The organism is Streptomyces sp. T028, assembly GCF_048159505.1.
GTDB lineage: Bacteria > Actinomycetota > Actinomycetes > Streptomycetales > Streptomycetaceae > Streptomyces.
Genome location: NZ_JBLRVZ010000034.1, coordinates 71,140 through 85,604 on the forward strand (window position 1 = coordinate 71,140; position 14,465 = coordinate 85,604).

The window sequence follows — 14,465 nt, forward strand, 5'->3', positions numbered from 1 at the left end:
CGCCCCTCCCCTTTTCCCCGGGTCAGGTGGTTTCGGGCGACTGCGTCGGCGACGGGAGGGTGCCCGTGCGCGCCGCCTCGCCGTACCAGTGGGCGCTCGTCTTCGGCGTCCGGGTGAGCGTCGCGTAGTCCACGTACACCGCCCCGAACCGCTTCCCGTAGCCGTACGCCCACTCGAAGTTGTCCAGCAGGGACCACAGGTAGTAGCCGCGTACGTCCGCGCCGTCCGCGATCGCGCGGCGGACCGCCGACAGGTGGCCGTGCAGGTACGCGACCCGCTCCGGGTCGTGGACGCGGCCGTCCGGGTCGGGCTTGTCGTCGTAGGCCGCGCCGTTCTCGGTGATGTAGACGGGAAGGCCGGGGGCCTCCTTCGTGTACCGCATGATCAGCTCGTGCAGGCCCGACGGGTCGATCGTCCAGCCCATCTCCGTGCGGTCGCCGGGGGTCTGGTGGAAGGCCACGTCGTCGGCGCCCGGCCACGGCGAGTGGTCGCTCGCGCCGTGCCCGTCCGTGCGCGGGCCCTTCACCTCCGCGTCCGCCGCCGAGACCAGCGTGGGCGTGTAGTAGTTCAGGCCCAGCGCGTCCAGCGGCTGGTGGATCGCGCGCAGGTCGCCGTCGAGGACGTACGACCAGTCCGTGAGGCCGGAGGTCGCCGCGAGCAGCGTCTCCGGGTAGGCGCCCTTCAGGATCGGGCCGTGGAAGACCCCGTTGGCCAGGTCGTCGATCTTGCGGACCGCCGCCGCGTCGTCCGCCGACTCCGAAAGGGGGCGTACGACCGAGGAGTTGAGGCTGATCGCCACCGTATTGCGGGCCGGCATGACCGCGCGGAGCGCGGAGGTGCCCAGGCCGTGTGCCAGGTTCAGGTGGTGGGCCGCGCGCAGGGACGCCGCCGGGTCGGTGCGGCCCGGCGCGTGCACGCCCGACGCGTAGCCCAGGAACGCGCTGCACCAGGGCTCGTTGAGGGTGATCCAGTTCTCCACGCGGTCGCCGAGCGCCTCCCCGGCGATCTGCGCGTACTCGGCGAACCGGTACGCCGTGTCGCGCTCCGGCCAGCCGCCCGCGTCCTCCAGCTCCTGCGGGAGGTCCCAGTGGTAGAGGGTGACGGCGGGCTTGATGCCCTTCGCCAGCAGCTCGTCGACCAGCCGGCGGTAGAAGTCCAGGCCCCGCTGCACGGCCGGGCCCCGGCCCGTCGGCTGGACCCGGGACCAGGAGATGGAGAAGCGGTACGCCGTCAGGCCCAGCTCCGCCATCAGCGCGACGTCCTCGCGGTAGCGGTGGTAGTGGTCGACAGCGATGTCACCGTGCTCGCCGCCGAGGGTCTTGCCCGGCGTATGGCTGAAGGTGTCCCAGATCGAGGGGGTGCGGCCGTCCTCCCGCACCGCCCCCTCGATCTGGTACGCGGAGGTCGCCGCGCCCCAGAGGAAGGCGGGAGGAAAGGTCACAGGGGTGACGGGATCAGTCATGGAAGCGCTCCCATGGATGGTCGTCGAGGCCGTGGAGGCCGACGAGGTTGGGGGGAAGTGGGGTGATCAGGGCCGGGGCGGCGGTGACCCGGCCCCTGTGTCGCAACAGGTCAGCCCTTCACCGCGCCCTGCATGATGCCGCCCACGATCTGCTTGCCGAAGATCGCGAAGACCACCAGCAGCGGCAGCGTGCCCAGCAGCGCACCCGCCATGATCAGCGACTGGTCGGGTGTGTACCCGCGGCCGAGGCCCGCGATCGCGACCTGCACGGTCGGGTTGCCGGTCTGGCTCAGCACCAGGAAGGGCCACAGGAAGTCGTTCCACGTCTGGACGAACGTCAGCATGCCGAGCACCGCCATCGCGGGGCGCGCCGCGGGGAACACCACGTGCCACACCACGCGCCAGCTGCTCGCACCGTCCACCCGGGCCGCCTCGATGATCTCGTCGGGCAGCGCCTGGATCAGGTACTGCCGCATGAAGAACACACCGAACGCGCTCACCAGCGACGGCAGGATCACCGCCTGCAGCTGGTCGGTCCACTCCAGCTTGGCGACCATCATGTACAGCGGGATGACGCTCAGCTGCGGCGGCACCATCATCGTGCCGATCACGATCAGCATCAGCGCGTTCTTGCCCTTGAACCGCAGCTTGGCGAAGGCGAAACCGGCGATCGTGGAGAGGATCACGATCGTCGCCGCGGACGTCCCCGCCACGATCGTGGTGTTGAGGAAGGCCTTGCCGAGGTTGGCGTCGGTCCAGGCGACGTCCAGCTTCGTGAACAGGTTCGAGCCGAACCACAGCGGCGGGGGCGTCTGCGCCAGCCGGTTGTTGTCGCGGGAGGCGGCGATCGCCGTCCACACCAGCGGGAACAGCGAGCCGATCGTGAACAGGATCAGGACGGCGTACGCGATCGGGCCGCCGTGCAGCTGCCCGCCCGCCCGCGCGGACTTCGGCCAGCGCACCCGGCGGGCCGCCGGTGCGGCGGCTGCGTCGTCGGGCTGGTGTTTGTTCAGGGTCGTCGTCGTCACGGCCGGTACTCCTAACTACTGGCGCGCAGCCGGCGCGAGATGACGTAGTTGACGATGCCGACGACGATCAGGATCAGGAACATCGTCCAGGCGATCGCCGAGGCACGGCCCAGGTGCTGGTTCACCCAGCCCTGCTCGTACAGATACAGACCGAGCGTCTGGAACTGGTGCTCCGCGCCGCCCGAGGCGCCCTTGTTGGCGTCGAACAGCAGCGGCTCGCCGAAGACCTGGCTGGCGCCGATCGTGGAGACGACGACCGTGAACAGGATCGTCGGCCGCAGCGACGGCAGCGTCACATGGAAGAACTGCTGCCAGCGGCTCGCGCCGTCCAGCGCCGCGGACTCGTACAGGTCCTGCGGGATCGCCTGCATCGCGGCCAGATAGATCAGCGCGTTGTAGCCGGTCCAGCGCCAGATGATGATCGTCGACACCGCGATCTGCGACGGCCACTTGTCGTTCTGCCAGTCGATCGCGTCGATCCCGACGAAGTGCAGCGCCCAGTTGATCATGCCGTAGTCACGGCCGAAGAGCAGGACGAAGACGAGGGAGGCGGCGGCGATCGAGGTCGCGTACGGGGCGAGCATCGCGACCCGGTAGAAGGTCGAGGCGCGCAGCCGGTAGTTGAGGATGTGCGCGAGGCCCATCGCCATCAGCAGCTGCGGGACCGTCGAGATGATGCCGATGGTCAGGGTGTTCTTCGCCGCGTTCCAGAAGAAGTCGTCGTCGAAGATCCGGGTGTAGTTGCGCATCCCCACCCACGTCATGTCGGTGGGGGCGGTCATCTCCACCTGGTGCAGCGACGCCCAGCCCGTGTAGACCAGCGGGAACAGACCGAAGGCGAGGAACAGCAGGAAGAACGGCGAGACGAAGGCGTACGGGGACCAGCGGATGTCCCGCTGCCAGCGGCGGGACAGCTTGGCCCGGCGCCGCCGCTCCGCCTCCGTGGCCTCCGCGGGCACGCGGCCCGGGGCCGCGCCCCCCTCCTTCGCGGGGGGCGCGGCGATGTCGTGGCGGGTGGCCATACGGGTCACTTGTCCAGGTTGTTGTCGATGGTCTTGGTGGCCGTCTCCCAGGCCTCCTTCGCCGACTTGCCCTTTGTCACGAGGAAGACGCCGTTGTCGGCCAGACCCTGCGCGATGATCTGGTCCTTCGGGCCGATCACCTGGACCGGGGCGGTCTTGGCGGCCTCGGCGAAGATCGTGCCGATCGGGGAGTCACCGGTCATCTCGTTCTTGGCGCCGGTCACTTCGGCGGAGGTGTACGTGCTCGGCGCGCTCGGGAAGTTGCCCTGCACCTTGAACAGCTTCGTCTGCTGCTCGGGCGCGGTCAGCCAGGTGATGAGCGCCTCGGCCTCCTTCACGTGCTTGCCGCTCTTCGGCACGGCCAGGAAGGAGCCGCCCCAGTTGGCGGACTTGGGGGCGGTGGCCACGTCCCACTTGCCGGCGTCCTCCGGCTTGGCCTTGCCCTTGATGGTGCCGAGCATCCACGGCGGGCAGGCGATGGTGGCGAACTTGCTGTTCGCGATCGTCTGCTCCCAGGTCGGCTGGAACTGGGTCTGGGACTGGACGAGCCCCTCCTCGGCGGCCTTCGCCGTCAGGTCGAAGGCGGTCTTCACGGCCGGGTTCGACTTGTAAATGATGTTGCCGGAGGAGTCGTAGAACTTCTCCTTCTCACTGCCGAGGATCGCGTTGAGCAGACCGCCGGGGGAGTCCATGAAGAAGGTGCCCGCCTTGGCCTTCTTCTTGTACTGCTCGCCGGCCTCGACGAACTTGTTCCAGTCGCCCGTCCACAGCTTGGCGACCTCCGCGCGGTCGGTGGGCAGACCGGCCGCCTCGAAGAGGTCCTTGCGGTAGCAGATGGCCATCGGGCCGACGTCGGTGCCGAGCCCGATCGTCGCGCCGTCCTTGGTCGTGGCCTGCGCCCACTTCCAGTCCAGCCACTTGCTCTTGTCCACGCCGGAGATCTTCGACACGTCCACGAACTTGTCCGCCTGCGTGGCCACGACCTCGGCGATGTTGCCCACCTCGATGGCCTGGACGTCCATCAGGCCGCTGTTGGTGGTGAGGTGGTTGACGAGCGCGGGGTAGTAGTTCTCGTTCCGCTCGGTGACGTTCTCGGCGATCTTGATGTCCGGGTGGAGCTTCTCGTACTCGGCGTAGAGGCCGGCCTCCTTGAAGCCGAAGGTGCCGAACAGACCCAGCGTGATCGTGGTCTTGCCCTTGCCGCCGCCGGACGACGAATCGTCGGATGCGTCGCCGCCGTCGTCGGCACAGCCGGCCAGCAGCCCGGCGCCCAGCGACGCGACGGCCGCGAGGACCACCGCCCGGCGGGCGGTTCGGGTACGTGCTCGCATTGCGTCCTCCTGTTGCCCTGACGTGCCGACCCCCCGGCCAACTGCATTGTTGGGCCCGTTTGTTTCTCGCTGCGGCTCGGGCGGGGAACGTGCGGGATGTGTATGTGTCAGGTACCGTGGGAGCGCTCCCACAAGTGATGTGTTGAAGAGTCGTCGGTTCGGGCGGGGGTGTCAAGGGCGGGGACAAGGAGAGGTGCGTTCAGTTATCCGGCCGTTAGCTAACCCCGGCGAGTGATGCACATTTGGTCCAGTTCGGCATATGTCCGACTGTTGGGCTCAGGAGGGGCCGAGCGGTCGGGACTGTTAGATTCCAGGCCAGCGTGATGACGACGGCGGGAAGGCGGAGCCCATGGCAAGCCACGGAGCGCGGGGCCGCAGCGGCGGCAGGCCCACCCTCGAAGAGGTGGCCGCCCGGGCCGGCGTGGGCCGCGGCACGGTCTCCCGGGTGATCAACGGGTCGCCCCGGGTCAGCGACGCGACCCGCGCGGCGGTGGAGGCGGCGGTCGCCGAACTCGGCTACGTCCCCAACACGGCCGCCCGCGCCCTCGCGGCCAACCGCACCGACGCGATCGCCCTGGTCGTCCCCGAGCCGGAGACCCGGTTCTTCGCCGAGCCGTACTTCTCGGACATGCTGCGCGGTGTGGGCGCCGAACTCGCCGACACCGAGATGCAGTTGCTGCTGATCTTCGCGGGTAGCGACCGTGAACGCCGCCGCCTGGCCCAGTACCTGGCGGCACACCGTGTGGACGGCGTGCTGCTGGTGTCGGTCCACGCCGACGACCCGCTCCCCGACCTGCTGGCCCAGCTGGAGATCCCGGCGGTGATCAGCGGCCCGCGCTCCGCCGCCGAGACGCTGCCCTCCGTGGACTCCGACAACTACGGCGGCGGCCGCTCGGCCGTCGAGCACCTGCTGGCCCGGGGCCGCACCCGCGTCGCCCACATCACCGGCCGCCTCGACGTCTACGGTGCCCAGCGCCGCGTCGACGGCTACCGCGACGCCCTGCGGGACGCCGGGTACGAGGCGGACGAGAGGCTGATCGAGCCCGGGGACTTCACGGAGGAGGGCGGGCACCGGGCGATGGCCGCGCTGCTCTCCCGTGACCCTTCGCTGGACGCGGTGTTCGCCGGCTCGGACGTGATGGCGGCGGGCGCCCGCCAGGCCCTCCGGGAGGCGGGCCGCCGTATCCCCGAGGATGTGGCCCTGGTCGGCTACGACGACTCGGCCATCGCCCGCCACATGGACCCGCCCCTGACGAGCGTGCGCCAGCCGATCGAGGAGATGGGGCGGCGCATGCTGGACCTCCTCCTCACGGAGATCGCGGACCGCCGCCCGGCGGTGTCCCGGGGGCTGGAGCGGCGGCAGGTGGTGCTGGCGACGGAGCTGGTGGGGCGGGCCTCGTCCTAGGGCGTGTCCGCAAAGTCCCGTCGTCCGCCCGGAGGGCGGGCCGGGCGGCGTCAGGTGCGTGCTCTGGGGGTCCCCCCGGCCGGAGGCTGGGGGAGTGCCGGGCACGGACCCTCGTACTGGTTGTACGTGGGTTCGTGCCCGGTGCGGCGAGTGGGGGTACCCCCCTCTGGGGGAGCGTGCATGGCGTCGCCCGGCAGGCGGGACTTTGCGGACACGACCTAGGGTCTGTCGGGGAGGGGTGGGGCGTCGAGGCGCCAGCTGATCTCGCCGTCCTGTTCCTCCTCGGTGGGGGAGAGTCCGGCGGCGCGGGCCACGGCGGCGGAGGCGTGGTGGTCGGGGTGGACGTGGGCGGTGATCGTACGGATGCCCTGTCGCCGTAGCTGCCTCACGAGCCCTCGCGCCGCCTCGGAGGCGAGGCCGCGGCCCTGCCAGGGCGTGCCGACGACCCAGGCGATCTCGGCCTGCTCCGCGCCGCTCACCGTGGCCTGGACGGTGCCGGCGAGAGCGTTCTCCCCGGTGAGCCGCAGGACCCAGTTGTGCCAGGAGACGGCCGGGTCGGGGGAGCCGGCTACGAGACGTTCGTAGCGGGTGCGAAGGGCTTCGGGGGTGCTGGGGGTGCCGCCGATGAAGGTGTGGAGGGCGGGGTCGGAGAGGACGGCGGCCATCTCGGCGGCGTGCTCCACTCGGAGGGGGAGGAGGGTGAGACGGGCGGTGGCGATCGGTTCCGTACGCAAGGCGGCTCCCCGTGCTTCCCCTTGTCTTTCTACTTGTCTTGCTTCGCTCCCCGGAAACGCATCAGCCGGTGACCTCCCTTTCGGGAAGTCACCGGCTGATGACTCAGGGTGAGTGACGGGACTCGAACCCGCGACATCCTGGACCACAACCAGGTGCTCTACCAGCTGAGCTACACCCACCACGACCGGCTGTTGACTTTGTGTCGTCCCCGACCGGCCGAGAAAAAGTGTACAGGGTCCGAAGGGGTGCTCGCGCACGGCTTTTCCCTGGCCGTCCGAGGGCCGCTCCCGGCGCCCTACTGGGCGGGCAGCACGTGCTTCGCGGCGATCGCCTTCGCGGTGTCGGAGTCGGGGCCGGGCTGCGGTACGAAGACGGCGTCGCGGTAGTAGCGCAGTTCCACGATCGACTCGCGGATGTCGGCGAGGGCGCGGTGGTTGCCGTTCTTCTCGGGACTGTTGAAGTACGCCCTCGGGTACCAGCGGCGGGCCAGCTCCTTGACGGAGGAGACGTCGACGATCCGGTAGTGGAGGTAGTCCTCGAGGGTCGGCATGTCGCGGGCGAGGAAGCCGCGGTCGGTGCCGACGGAGTTGCCGCACAGCGGGGCCTTGCCGGGTTCCTTCACGTGCTCGCGGACGTAGGCGAGGACCTGTGCCTCGGCCTCGGCGAGGGTCGTGCCGCCGGCCAGCTCGTCCAGCAGGCCGGACGCGGTGTGCATCTGGCGCACCACCTCCGGCATCGTCTCCAGGGCCTTGGCCGGCGGTCGGATGACGATGTCCACCCCCTCGCCGAGGATGTTCAGCTCGGAGTCGGTGACGAGGGCGGCAACCTCGATGAGCGCGTCGTCGGACAGCGAGAGGCCGGTCATCTCGCAGTCGATCCACACCATGCGATCGTTCATGCGACCACCCTAAAGCTGACGTCCGCTTTTGGAAGGCCCCCGTACGGCGGCGGACCCTCCCTGGGGGCTGCCGCCCGGTGCGGTTTCTTGGGGTGCGGGTAAGCGGGCACGCATGTCGACGCGCCTTTCACCAGTGCAGACACGATGACCACCGTATCCGTCGCCCTGGACGTCCTCACGGGCCGTGAGGACCCTTCCGAGAGGCCACTGGCAGTGTCCGGCACTCCCCTTCCGCGCGAACCCGGAGCCGTTCACGCGTGCCGGCGACCAGTCGGGTTGGTCGACCAAACTGCCCCGAAGTTTCATACGCGCGTCTTATACGAACGTCTTGTACATACGTATAGATGTCGTCTACGGTGAACCCATGAACACCGACAACGCCAAGCGTTCCGCGCTCACCATCGACGGCCGCACCCTGTCCTACGTGGACTTCGGCGGACCGGGCCGCCCGCTGCTCGCCCTGCACGGACACATGTCCGAGGGCATGTCGTACGCCGAACTCGCCGCCCGCCTCGCCCCGGACTGGCGGGTCATAGCGCCCGACCAGCGCGGCCACGGCAACTCCGACCGGGCGGCCGACTACAGCCGGGAGGGCTACCTCGCCGACCTGGAAGCCCTCATGGACCACCTGGGACTGGACCGCGCCGCCCTCCTCGGCCACTCACTCGGCGCGATCAACGCCTACCAGTTCGCCGCCCGCCACCCCGAGCGCGTGACCGCGCTGGTCAACGGCGAGGGCTGTGCCGAGCTCGGCCTGGACGGCAGCAACCCCCTGGCGTTCGTGCTGAACCTTCCGGAGGGCACCTGCCCCGGCCGGGAGGCATTCGTGGCGCAGCTGGGCCCGTTCGCCCCCTTCCTCGAATCTGCCGTTCGCGAGCGGCCGGACGGAACTTGGGGCCTGCACTTCCACCCCAAGGACATCTACGAATCCGAGGACCGGGTCCACGGCGACCACTGGGCAGACTGGACCGGCTCCGCCTGCCCGGCACTGCTGATACGCGGCGCCAAAGGCGGTGTGCTGTCGGCGGAGCAGGCAGCGCAGATGACCGCTCGGCGGCCGGGCACCCGTCTCATCGAACTGGGGACGGACCACTTCCTGTACGCCAACGACCCGGTCGGTTTCGCGGACGCGGTCCGGGACTTCCTTGCCTCGGCATAGCCATGGCCCGCGGCCTTTCCGGCCCCCACCGATGGATCATGATGCGGCGTTCTCGAGGCGCGGAGCTTGCCCAGGCCTTGATGTTCGGGGCGCCCTTACGGGAGATCACCGGCAGGATCCGGCGATGCCGTAGCGCAACGACATGCCACACGGGGCTGAATCCGACACATCGTCAGCTCCAGGCCGGCCACGGCGGAAACCTTCTGGCGCGTGACTCCGGCACAAGTGCCCCCGCTGTGCCGCCCAGTGCCCTACGGACCCTGAGAACGGGCGTCCCTGGTGCGCTCGGTGCAGGGTGCACTTCGGCCTCTCTCGACCGCGTGATCACTGAGATGCATGCCGCCCCCGGTCTCCTGCCGGGGGGCCGCCCCCAGACCCCCGGCCTATGCCCACCCACCACCCGACTGGGTTGGACAAAGGGCACCCCGTCCAGCCCGTCTGGGGGTGCCCCCTCTGGGGAGTTTGAGGACGAGGCCCGTTCAGGGCCGATCGGGGGTTCAGGGGGCGGAGCCCCCTGGGGATGGGAAGGGCAAGGGCGGCGGGGCGAGGGAATCGCCTCCGCCGCCCCGGGTGCCTACGGCGTCACATACCGCTCCGCTGCCCCGGCAGGCTCGCCCGAGAGGCCGCGTACGCCTCGCGGGCGTGGTCCGCGGACAGACCGGACGCGGAGCCCAGCGCGCCGGAGCCCGCCGTGCGCCTGATCTGCGGAGGGACCGGACCCGGCCCCTCCGGGTGGAGGGACGGAGGCGGCCCCGCCGGTGACGGCGACGGCGGCTCGGCCTCCAGCGGCCGGTCGCCCTGCGGCCGGCGCGCCCGGTACGCCGCCCGGTAGGCGGCCGGGGACGAGCCGAGCTGGCGGCGGAAGTGCCCGCGCAGCGCCACCGGGGAGCGGAAGCCGCAGCGCCCCGCGACCTCGTCCACCGAGTAGTCCGACGTCTCCAGCAGACGCTGCGCCTGGAGCACCCGCTGGGTGATCAGCCACTGCAGCGGCGCACTGCCGGTCAGCGACCGGAAGCGGCGGTCGAAGGTGCGGCGCGACATGTACGCGCGCGCAGCCAGCGTCTCCACGTCGAACTGTTCGTGGAGGTGTTCCAGCGCCCAGGCGACGACCTCGGCCAGCGGGTCGGCGCCGATCTCCTCCGGTAAAGACCGGTCGAGGTAGCGCTCCTGGCCGCCCGACCGGCGCGGGGGGACGACGAGACGCCGGGCCAGCGCGCCGGCCGCCTCGTTGCCGTGGTCCGTCCGCACGATGTGGAGACAGAGATCGATTCCGGCGGCCGTACCCGCGGACGTCAGGACGTCGCCGTCGTCCACGAACAGCTCTCGTGGATCGACGTGCACCGACGGATAGCGCTTGGCCAGCGTCGGTGCGTACATCCAGTGCGTGGTGGCCGGGCGGCCGTCCAGCAGACCCGCCGCCGCCAGCACGAACGCGCCGGTGCACAGGCCCACTATGCGGGCACCCTCTTCATGGGCCCGCCGCAGCGCGTCGAGCGCCTCCTCCGGTGGCGGAGAAGTGATCGAACGCCAGGCCGGCACGACGACCGTGCCCGCCCGTGAGATCGCTTCCAGGCCATGCGGTGCGGTGAGTTCCAGGCCCCCTGTGGTCCGCAGCGGGCCCTCTTCTCCGCCGCACACCAGCAAGCGGTAGCGCGGCACGCCGGCGTCCTGGCGGTCAATCCCGAACACCGACAGCGGAATGGAACTCTCGAAGATGGGGCCGCCGCTGAACAGCAGCACCGCGACGATCTCCTTGCGGCGTCGCCCGGAAAGCTTCCGGGCCGCGGCTTCCGGCGCGGCAGTGGAGTCGTGGCTCATCCTGCTAAGCCCCCCTCGGTGGTCGCGGCTCCTCGGTTGTGTCGCTCCTGCACGTTTCCCCTCGGTCCTGCACGAGTCCCCCGCCGTAGACAGTCAAGATCGAATCTACTGTGTCGCGCGACGCCGGAGTGGCCAGTTCAGCACCCGGCGGATTGTCGACTTGGCAACTTGGCGTGAAGCATTCGATCACGAAGCGTTGCACTCGTGGAGCGTGCAGGGAAGTGCGCCTCGTCGTAGTGGCCAATCCCCATAGGGTGCGCAGGGTTCCCGAGGGCTTATCCGTGCAGGTGGCACGGGGGGTGGGGGGTGGTTACGGCAAGGGATGCACGGGAGGCGGAAGTTGGCTGAAAAGCGCCGGTCCGGTGCGTGAAAACCGGTCAACCGGCCGGTGAGTTTCCCCCGGAGTGACGACCGCCACGATGCGACCCCGTTCCGGTGCGCTGATGGCGCCCCCGGTGGTGCGCCTGCGGCGCGTGCGGTTCTCCTTGTTTCTCCGCGAGGAGCCGGGCCGCGCCCCGCTCCGACTGGCGCAGCAGCAGTCGGCAGACGGCCGTGACGGCGGCGAGGCCGAGCGCGGTCCCGGCGGCGCCGGCGAGCGAGGTGCCGTACCAGAGGAGGACCACCGGGACGAGGACGCAGGAGAAGGCCGCCCAGCGGATCAGATCGTCGGTCGCGCGCTCGCCGGTCCTGCGCTCGCCGGTCCTGCGCCCGCCGCCGGGACGGTGGGCGGACGGCCTGCGCGACGGGGGCATGGGGCGGGCTTCTTTCCGGGGCGGCGGTGTACGGTGCGCGGGGACGGCCCCGGCGCACGGTGCTCAACGCGGGTGGGCGCGGTCGGTCACTCCGGAGCCCGCACCGGTCGGCCACGGGTATCGGCCACGGGTTGTCGGCCACGGGCATCAGTCGCGGGCATCGGCCACGGGTAAGTGAATCCTGTGCAAACCGCCTGTACCGGGCAGCAACCATTGCGTTACGGGCGCCCCCTCGTGCATGCTCCCTGGAACCCCCACCGAGGGTGCTCGGGGTCTGGGCGTAGGAGGAGTGGCGCCGTACCCTTGGGGGTATGGGGTTGGGAAGACAATTCCCGGACACAGCTCCGACGCTCAAGCCGTCCAACCCATACAAGGATCGATACGCCGAGACAGCCATGGCCGGTCACGAATTCTTCGAACCCGCGGACCGCAAGCGGCCCGTCGCCGACCCCACGGCGGCCGAGCCCCTGGCGGCGGAAGAGGCACGCCCCACCTGCGATCCCGCCTTCAAGCACGGCGTGGTCGTCGGCTTCGACGGCTCCACCTCCAGTGAACGCGCTCTCGCGTACGCCATCGGCATGGCCCACCGCTCCGGCTCGGGCCTGATCATCGTCCATGTCGCCAACCGGCTGCCCACCACCGTGTGGGCGGGCTGCGAGCCGCCGGTCTTCGTCGACGTGCCGGACCACCGCACCGAGGTGCTCGGGCTGGAGCTCGCCTGCGCGGACTACCTCGCCGAGGTGCCGTGGATCCTGGTCGAGCGCGGCGGTGACATCTGCCACGAACTCGAAGAGGTGGGGCGGGAGTACGAGGCGGACGCGATCGTCGTCGGCTCCACGCACGGCATCGTGGGCCGCATCTTCGGCTCCGTCGCCGGCCGGCTCGCCAAGCGCGCGAAGCGGCCGGTCATCGTTATCCCGTAGGTCTTCCGCAGCCCCCGTAGTTCTCCGGCGGCCCTCCCGGACTCCCTCTTCACGGCGTCTGCGCGATGTTCGAATTCACTTGCTCCCACAGGTATTTGTGCCCTTGTGAAGGGCATATATCGGTCACCGCGCATCGCACAAACGCATGAAGGGAGCCCGCCGTGGACAATGACGTCTCCGCGGGAAGCACCACCACGATCGTCGGCCGACTCGCCCTGGGCATCACCCTGTTGGCGTTCGGACTCGGGCACACCGACCTGATCGACGGCGTGACGGCGGCGGACGCCGTGACCATCGCTCACTACGTCGGCGGCGTAGCACTGTTCGTCGTCGGCCTGTTGGCCCTCCGCGACCGCGACTCGGCGGGCGGTACGGCCTACACCGTTCTCGGCGCGTTCTGGTTCACCTGGGCCCTCTCCGCGGGCTCCCAGGCCTCCGACAACGCCGCCGGACTCTTCCTCCTCCTGTTCGCCCTCGTGGCGCTCTCCCTGACCGCGGCGGGCGGGGACCAACTCACCCGTGGGACCTACGGGTTGTTCCTCGTCGCGCTCGTCCTGATGGCGGTCGCCTCGTTCGCCGACAGCGACTCGCTCACCAAGGTGGGCGGTTGGTTCGCCGTCGCGGCGGGGGCGGTCGCCTGGTACGCCGCCACGGCGGCGATGGCCCACTGGCCCACCGCGCTCCCGCGACGGGCTGCCGGCCGCGGTGTGACGGCCGCCGGCTGAAACGGCAGCCGACGCCGGGGAGTTCGGGCAGCCCCCGGCCGACCGAGCGGACCCCCGCGACCGATGGCGTCGCGCGGGGTCCGTTCCGCGTTGCGAGTCCCCTCGTGCCGCGTTCCCCGTTTCCCGTTGCGAGTCCCCTCGTGCCGCGTTCCCCGTGTCCCGTTCCCGGTTTCCGTGATCCTTGTTCCCTGTTCCACGGCTGGAGTTCACCGCTCCGCCATCTCGCCCCGGCGCGCCCCTGATCAGGTCTTTTTCAATCTTCCCAAGCCGATGACAGAACCTGACCCCCGCTTTAGCATCGCCGGATGCGTATGTCCCAGCTCCACGAATCCAACGCCCGCATGATGGCCCACGCACCATCCGTACGGCCGGTCTCCACGGGCGACATCATCCGCACGCACCGCAAGAAGTTCCCCTATCGGGGTTTCGCCGAGATCGACTCCCCGTACTGTCCGCCGTTCGTGATGTTCTGCGTGAACGACGACGCGGTCGCCCTCGACACCCTGTGGAACGGCGGGTTCGGCTACGAGCCGGGCAGCCTCGCCACCTGGTCCCGGCTGGCGGCGAAGAGCACGACGATCGCCGACGTCGGCGCCCACGTCGGCTACTTCTCGATGATCGCCGCCCTCGCCAACCCTCAGGCGACGATCCACGCGTTCGAGCCGGTGGACATGATCCACGCCCGGCTCTCGGTCAACGTCCGCTCCAACGGCGTCCAGAACGTCAAGCTCTACCAGGCGGGTGTGTCCAGCGAGGAGGGCTGGGCGGAGATCAGCGTCCGGTTTTCCGGGAACCTGCTGTCGACGGGCTCGACCCTGGAGCACGCCGCCGCCGACGCCGAGCAGAAGCGCATCCGGCTGCGCGCGCTCGACGAGGTCTTCGCCGAGACCAGGCTGGACCTGATGAAGATCGACGTCGAGGGGCACGAGCTGTCGGTCCTGCGTGGGGCCCGCCAGGTGCTCAAGCGCGACCGGCCGACCGTCATGCTGGAGGCGCTGCGCGACGCGCCCCTGGAGACGCTGACCTCCGAGTTCGACCCGCTCGGCTACGACTGCCACTGGGTCACCGAGGCCGACGGCACCCTGGTGCCCTGGCACCGGCCCCGGCCGCCGAAGACCCGGAACCTGATCTTCACGCCGCAGAGCTGAGAGCGCGCCGGGCGACACGTTCACGCCCGGCGCGCTGGACCTCGTACGGCTGCTTCCTG

The 14,465-nt window shown here is 70.2% G+C and carries 13 protein-coding genes and 1 tRNA gene; 5 read left to right on the forward strand and 9 right to left on the reverse strand.

Annotation, left to right across the window (positions count from 1 at the left end):
• Positions 1 to 22: 22 nt before the first annotated feature.
• The 4 genes from ACLZN2_RS31515 to ACLZN2_RS31530 form a co-directional block, all read right to left on the reverse strand.
• Positions 23 to 1,462, reverse strand: coding sequence for a GH1 family beta-glucosidase (locus ACLZN2_RS31515; protein ID WP_416982799.1), 1,440 nt, complete (start codon positions 1,460 to 1,462; stop codon positions 23 to 25).
• A 110-nt stretch (positions 1,463 to 1,572) separates the two neighbouring features.
• Positions 1,573 to 2,475 carry a carbohydrate ABC transporter permease gene (locus tag ACLZN2_RS31520; protein WP_416982867.1) on the reverse strand — a complete coding sequence of 301 codons (903 nt, stop codon included), beginning with the start codon at positions 2,473 to 2,475 and terminating at the stop codon, positions 1,573 to 1,575.
• A 26-nt stretch (positions 2,476 to 2,501) separates the two neighbouring features.
• Positions 2,502 to 3,512 carry a carbohydrate ABC transporter permease gene (locus ACLZN2_RS31525; protein ID WP_416982868.1) on the reverse strand — a complete coding sequence of 337 codons (1,011 nt, stop codon included), beginning with the start codon at positions 3,510 to 3,512 and terminating at the stop codon, positions 2,502 to 2,504.
• Between the two features lie 5 nt (positions 3,513 to 3,517).
• The gene (locus ACLZN2_RS31530; RefSeq protein WP_416982800.1) at positions 3,518 to 4,843 is read right to left on the reverse strand and encodes an ABC transporter substrate-binding protein; all 1,326 of its coding nucleotides are present in this window, start codon (positions 4,841 to 4,843) and stop codon (positions 3,518 to 3,520) included.
• Positions 4,844 to 5,192: 349 nt separating this feature from the next.
• On the opposite strand from ACLZN2_RS31530, the gene ACLZN2_RS31535 reads away from it, so the two are divergent.
• A complete protein-coding gene (locus ACLZN2_RS31535; RefSeq protein ID WP_416982801.1) occupies positions 5,193 to 6,248 on the forward strand; it encodes a LacI family DNA-binding transcriptional regulator in 1,056 nt (351 codons plus the stop codon).
• Between the two features lie 218 nt (positions 6,249 to 6,466).
• Here ACLZN2_RS31535 and ACLZN2_RS31540 read toward each other — a convergent pair whose 3' ends face one another.
• The 3 genes from ACLZN2_RS31540 to orn all read right to left on the reverse strand — a co-directional run bounded on the left by ACLZN2_RS31540 (position 6,467) and on the right by orn (position 7,881).
• Entirely contained in the window at positions 6,467 to 6,982 is a 516-nt protein-coding gene (locus ACLZN2_RS31540; RefSeq protein ID WP_416982802.1) for a GNAT family N-acetyltransferase, read from the reverse strand.
• A 107-nt stretch (positions 6,983 to 7,089) separates the two neighbouring features.
• Positions 7,090 to 7,162, reverse strand: a tRNA-His gene (locus ACLZN2_RS31545).
• Positions 7,163 to 7,278: 116 nt separating this feature from the next.
• Positions 7,279 to 7,881 (reverse strand): oligoribonuclease, encoded by a 603-nt coding sequence (orn, locus tag ACLZN2_RS31550; protein WP_416982803.1) that lies wholly within the window; start codon positions 7,879 to 7,881, stop codon positions 7,279 to 7,281.
• Between the two features lie 364 nt (positions 7,882 to 8,245).
• Here orn and ACLZN2_RS31555 point away from each other — a divergent pair, with 364 nt between their 5' ends.
• The gene (locus ACLZN2_RS31555; RefSeq protein WP_416982804.1) at positions 8,246 to 9,040 is read left to right on the forward strand and encodes an alpha/beta fold hydrolase; all 795 of its coding nucleotides are present in this window, start codon (positions 8,246 to 8,248) and stop codon (positions 9,038 to 9,040) included.
• A gap of 582 nt (positions 9,041 to 9,622) precedes the next feature.
• On the opposite strand, the gene ACLZN2_RS31560 is transcribed toward ACLZN2_RS31555, so the two are convergent.
• Together ACLZN2_RS31560 and ACLZN2_RS31565 are read right to left on the reverse strand one after the other, a co-directional pair.
• Positions 9,623 to 10,858, reverse strand: coding sequence for a helix-turn-helix domain-containing protein (locus ACLZN2_RS31560; protein ID WP_416982805.1), 1,236 nt, complete (start codon positions 10,856 to 10,858; stop codon positions 9,623 to 9,625).
• A gap of 377 nt (positions 10,859 to 11,235) precedes the next feature.
• Entirely contained in the window at positions 11,236 to 11,610 is a 375-nt protein-coding gene (locus ACLZN2_RS31565; protein WP_416982806.1) for a hypothetical protein, read from the reverse strand.
• A 395-nt stretch (positions 11,611 to 12,005) separates the two neighbouring features.
• On the opposite strand from ACLZN2_RS31565, the gene ACLZN2_RS31570 reads away from it, so the two are divergent.
• The 3 genes from ACLZN2_RS31570 to ACLZN2_RS31580 all read left to right on the forward strand — a co-directional run bounded on the left by ACLZN2_RS31570 (position 12,006) and on the right by ACLZN2_RS31580 (position 14,406).
• Entirely contained in the window at positions 12,006 to 12,533 is a 528-nt protein-coding gene (locus ACLZN2_RS31570) for a universal stress protein (RefSeq protein WP_352343681.1), read from the forward strand.
• A 161-nt stretch (positions 12,534 to 12,694) separates the two neighbouring features.
• Positions 12,695 to 13,258: a GPR1/FUN34/YaaH family transporter gene (locus tag ACLZN2_RS31575; RefSeq protein ID WP_416982807.1), complete on the forward strand. Its 564-nt coding sequence runs from the start codon at positions 12,695 to 12,697 to the stop codon at positions 13,256 to 13,258.
• 305 nt (positions 13,259 to 13,563) lie between these two features.
• Positions 13,564 to 14,406, forward strand: a complete 843-nt coding sequence (locus ACLZN2_RS31580) for an FkbM family methyltransferase (RefSeq protein ID WP_416982808.1) — start codon at positions 13,564 to 13,566, stop codon at positions 14,404 to 14,406.
• Positions 14,407 to 14,465: the final 59 nt, after the last annotated feature.